This window comes from Acinetobacter sp. ME22 (assembly GCF_022012315.1).
Classification (GTDB): domain Bacteria; phylum Pseudomonadota; class Gammaproteobacteria; order Pseudomonadales; family Moraxellaceae; genus Acinetobacter; species Acinetobacter brisouii_A.
Genome location: NZ_JAKLTL010000032.1, coordinates 1 through 4571, shown reverse-complemented (window position 1 = coordinate 4571; position 4571 = coordinate 1). Strand labels below are relative to the sequence as shown.

General features: G+C 39.2%; 6 protein-coding genes. 4 read left to right on the top strand and 2 right to left on the bottom strand.

Going from position 1 to position 4571, the window contains the following annotated elements:
* The first annotated feature begins 111 nt into the window (after positions 1–111).
* A complete protein-coding gene (locus tag LVY74_RS17520; RefSeq protein ID WP_237816134.1) occupies positions 112–363 on the top strand; it encodes a DUF2789 family protein in 252 nt (83 codons plus the stop codon).
* A 49-nt stretch (positions 364–412) separates the two neighbouring features.
* Here the strand turns inward: LVY74_RS17520 and LVY74_RS17515 are convergent, their stop codons facing one another.
* On the bottom strand, positions 413–940 hold the full coding sequence (locus tag LVY74_RS17515; protein WP_237816133.1) for a hypothetical protein: 528 nt from the start codon (positions 938–940) through the stop codon (positions 413–415).
* Between the two features lie 79 nt (positions 941–1019).
* Positions 1020–1625, bottom strand: a complete 606-nt coding sequence (locus LVY74_RS17510; protein WP_237816135.1) for a 2OG-Fe(II) oxygenase — start codon at positions 1623–1625, stop codon at positions 1020–1022.
* Positions 1626–1742: 117 nt separating this feature from the next.
* Between LVY74_RS17510 and LVY74_RS17505 the strand changes: the two genes are divergently transcribed.
* The 3 genes from LVY74_RS17505 to LVY74_RS17495 are packed head-to-tail and all read left to right on the top strand — an operon-like array spanning position 1743 to position 4547.
* Positions 1743–2600, top strand: a complete 858-nt coding sequence (locus LVY74_RS17505) for a 23S rRNA (adenine(2030)-N(6))-methyltransferase RlmJ (RefSeq protein ID WP_151708702.1) — start codon at positions 1743–1745, stop codon at positions 2598–2600.
* 36 nt (positions 2601–2636) lie between these two features.
* Complete coding sequence (gene pssA, locus LVY74_RS17500; protein ID WP_237816132.1) at positions 2637–3452, top strand: CDP-diacylglycerol--serine O-phosphatidyltransferase; 816 nt, start codon at positions 2637–2639, stop codon at positions 3450–3452.
* Positions 3453–3482: 30 nt separating this feature from the next.
* On the top strand, positions 3483–4547 hold the full coding sequence (locus LVY74_RS17495; protein WP_237816131.1) for a DUF6670 family protein: 1065 nt from the start codon (positions 3483–3485) through the stop codon (positions 4545–4547).
* Positions 4548–4571 lie beyond the last annotated feature (24 nt).

Below are 4571 nucleotides of genomic sequence, written 5' to 3'. Positions count from 1 at the left end.
CTCCATTTCGGGGTGCTTTTTTTATGCCTTTACAGGAATCCAACTGAGAGTCACTCAACAAAAGCAGCGTAATTTTTTAAAATAAAGTGATCCAGTGGATGGAGCAGAAAAATGTTTGAACAACAACCCACACTCGAATTGCTATTTCAGCAATTGGGGTTGCCCGCAGAAGCAGGGGCGATAGAAGATTTTGTCAATTCACATCAACTCGCGCAAGATGTTGAACTTGCGAATGCTGTGTTTTGGAATGCGCCACAACGTGAATTTTTACAACACCGCTATGATCAGGATGATGAATGGGCCATTGTGGTCGATGAATTAAATGAGTTACTACATACCGACGCACAGCATCCGATGTCTTAAGATAGATCGAAATAAAAAAACCTCTATTGGATATAGAGGTTTTTTTAATTTAATGAAGCTGTTTTTTTACAAGTTCAATAAACCAAACTTCTTGATGGAGTGGTTTAAATTGAGGATGGGCATGTAGAAGTTCATGGTCATATTCTGAACTATTGACATATTTACGTAGCCAATGTTTGGTCATAGCATGTTCTTTTTTCACAATTGCTGCATATGCCAAGAAGAAATAAATATCACCATAAGCTAAATGTGCCAACGGCTTTAAGATTTGCTGGGTAATCAGTGCAAATTTACTGTCTTGATTCAGCTCAAAATAAATCATATAAGCTTTGGCAAGTTGTAAAGATAAATTTATATACAGCTGCATTGGAATTTCCTCAAATTCCACACGCCCTTGTTCTAAAATCGCGAGCGCTTCATGCAGAAAATACAACTGTTCTTGACGATTGTGGCTTAAAGTCACCAATTGCAGGCGTAAATCACCACGCTCCAACGCCAGTTCTGGGCTATTGGCGCTTAAATAGAGCTGATCAGTTTCTCCAATCCGCGCAATAATCTGTTGGCTGTTCATTAACATGCTGTTTCCTCAATGGCTCATAAACAGTATATGTGGATTTTTCGATACATTTAAAGTCAGTACGGATTAACTGTAGGGACTATGACCAAATTGAGTGATTGCTACGCATCCATGCTGTGATCGATAAGCGTTGCTGTTGAGCAGCAAGAACTTCATGCAGTAAATCACTTTGAAACAGGGCGATACGATTCGGTTTTGGCTCTAAAATATGCCAGTTTTGTTGTTTATCTTGCAGGCGTAATTGACCGCCCCAATCTTCTTGCCATTCTGAATGTAAATACAATACCGCAGAAACCATCCGATCATTTTTCTTTTGTGGATTGTCACGGTGTAAGGCATAAAACTCACCTGCGTTGTAACAGGCAAAATGTGCTTCGACTTCACGAATGCCGAAGAAAAAAACTTGATTCAGCTCCTGAGCCAGTTGCATCAGCGTTGCAACATGTTGTTCTGCAATCGGTAAATTTTCGTTAATCCATAAAATGTGATCACTGCGAATTTGACTCACCACGCCATTTTGAATAGCTGCATCACGAAATTCATTTAAATGGTGCATACATTCTTGGTGAACAGTTTGTAAGTATTCTTCAGGGTATGCTTGATCAATGATACTAAAACCTGATTCATCTAAATCATTGATAATTTTATTTATATCCCAGTTTTGTGGTAGAAGCTCAGTCATAATTCCCCAGTTAAAATTCAAATCTATCGAAAAAGTCAGTTATTTTAGAACAACTGTCCAATCCGCATCGATGTTTTTTTCATGTTAAGATAGCCGTTGATTTTAGGAATTGATAGAAACATGAATTACCGTCACCATTTTCATGCGGGCAACTTTGCCGATGTTATGAAGCATGTGCTTTTGCTGCAACTACTGGCACGTCTCAATGCAAAAGATAAACCTTATCGTTATATCGACACGCATGGTGGTGCGGGAAAATATGACTTATCTCAAGCGCCTTCACAGAAGTCTGGTGAATATCTTTCAGGTATTCATCGTTTGATGCAATTGCCATCGATTCAAAAGCGCCATGCACCTGAAGCGGTACAGCAATATTTGAATTTGGTTGAAAACATGCGTGTCGAAGATGGTCGTGGCGCTTATCCAGGTTCGCCATGGTTTGCATTGCAAGGCATGCGCGATATCGACAAAGCCACTGTTTTTGAAATGCAGCGCGATGTCTTTCAGCAGCTTCGCCAAAATATTCGTGACCGCCGTGCGGGTTTGCATGAACGTGATGCTTATGAAGGGTTACTTGGCGTAATTCCGCCAAAAGAAAAACGTGGTTTGGTGATGATTGATCCCCCTTACGAACTTGAACGTAAGGACTTTCCACAATTGGTTGAATTGTTAGTCAATGCTTATAAAAAATGGCCGACAGGTGTATTTGCGGTTTGGTATCCAATTAAAGACCGTGCCATGATTGAACGTTTTGAGAAAAAAATGAGTAAAACGGGCATTCGTCGTCAGCTCGTTTGTGAAATCTGTGTTTGGCCAGATGATACACCAGTCGGTTTAAATGGCTGTGGTATGTTGATTATTAACCCACCTTGGCAGTTTGCTGAGCAAGCAGATCAGGCATTACAGTGGCTATTCCCGCATTTGCGCATGCAAGAGAACGGTGGTTCTGTTGCAGTCAAATGGCTGGTGGGTGAATAATACGGTTTTAAATCAAAATACTGGGGAAGCAACAACATGACCAATGTGCCCAAACACAATGGAGATTGTTCAGATGATGCTTATGATGGGCTAACATTTGAAGTCATCGAAGAAGAGCATACGCATGAAGGGCAGCGCATTAAACGCCGTGGAATTTATTTATGGCCTAACTTGATTACCACTGCAGCATTGCTGTCAGGCTTTTATTCGATTATTTCGAGTATGGATGGACAGTTTATCCATGCAATTTATGCCATCTTTCTTGCGGCATTGTTTGATGGGCTTGATGGTCGTGTTGCACGTGCAATTGGTGCACAAAGCGCTTTCGGTGAACAATTTGATTCGTTATCGGATTTGATTGCTTTTGGTCTTGCACCTGCAATTTTAATGTATAGTTGGAGTTTGCACGGTTTAGGTCGTATTGGTCTGGCTTGTTGTTTCGTTTATACCGCATGTGCTGCATTCCGCTTGGCACGTTTTAATGTTCAAATTGGTGTGGTTGATAAACGCTATTTTATCGGTGTTGCTAGCCCACTCGCTGCGATTTTAGTGATCTGTCTAGTTTGGGTGAGTCGTGATTATTCACATGTATTTAATGTGAAAGAATTATCTACCCAAATTGGTTATGCCATTTTCATGGTTGTGGTTGGTTTGCTGATGATTTCGAATATGAAATATTATTCATTCAAGCAGATGGATCGTAAGCGTGTGCCATTTGTTGTAATGTTGCCAGTTGTGCTGATTTTGGCAGCAATGACCTATAACATTCCTGTGGGTATATTAGTGGTTGCAAGTATTTATGCTCTATCAGGAATTGTGACTACTTTTTTAGCAAGGAAAAAAGTAACATAAAAAATAAAAGCCACATTTATGGAGGTTGTTGTGTACTGGAACAGTTTTTCCAAATCAGCGAAACAGCCTCCAGATTTGACCCAATTGCAGTGGCTGCCAAATCTTCAATATAAAACACTACATTATGGCTTGGTCTTTTTAAATCTGCCTGCGCCACTTCATTACATCAATTTTCTAAGTTTACTGGGTATACCCAATATTCCTGTTTTACAAAATCCGGCAGCAGTGACAACAACTGAATTTGATACAGCTTGGATTTTTCATTCTTGCAGTTTAAGTCAACTAAACTGTCTACAAAGCTATTCAATACAAGATGATTGTGGGCAAACACCAGAACTTATCAACTTTGATCAAACCATTAAAATTGTAAAAGCAGAGCAAAGCTTTAGATTGATTCACGAATATAGTGAACTCGCATTTTTACTGAACATTCAGTTACATCCACCACGCTATAAAAATTATCCATTTAATCTCGGGATTATGCAGCAATGGGTTTGTCCAGCCAGTATGCAAGGTACATTACGTTATAAAGAACAAAGCTATCAGGTACAAAGTACTGGTATTTTTAGCTATGCACGAACCATTCAACTTCCATTTTGGAGTTGGTATTTTTATACAAGACAAATAATTCAAGTTGAGCATTTGCAATTTATCTTTTATCAAATTCGCAATCGTTTTAATCAAATTATTCACAGTAAACTCATTTTGCTAGACACACAGCAGCAAAAAATTAAAACATATTTACATAATGTTGAGTTTGAAGTGGTGCGTGTTTACCCTAAAGTTGTTACGCCAAATGGTTTGAGCATGTACTTACCTCGTGAATTTTCTTGGCATTTACAGCATCGACATCTCAAAATTCAACTATTTGCCGAAGCAAGAGGGGATTATAAGTTTGGATTTGGTGCGGGCTATGTTGGAAGTTTTAGCTATAAACTTAAAATGAATCAGAAATACTATGAAGGTGAGGCAGGATATTGTGAATATGTTGACTGTCGTGCACTCAAGTGGCAGGAAATAAATGCCACTGAGAAGCATTTCTTCAAAAAAACCGTACAAGATCTAGCCTGCCAACCCCTAAAAACGCCGAAATAGGGTAAAGTTTAATCGGTTGTAAGA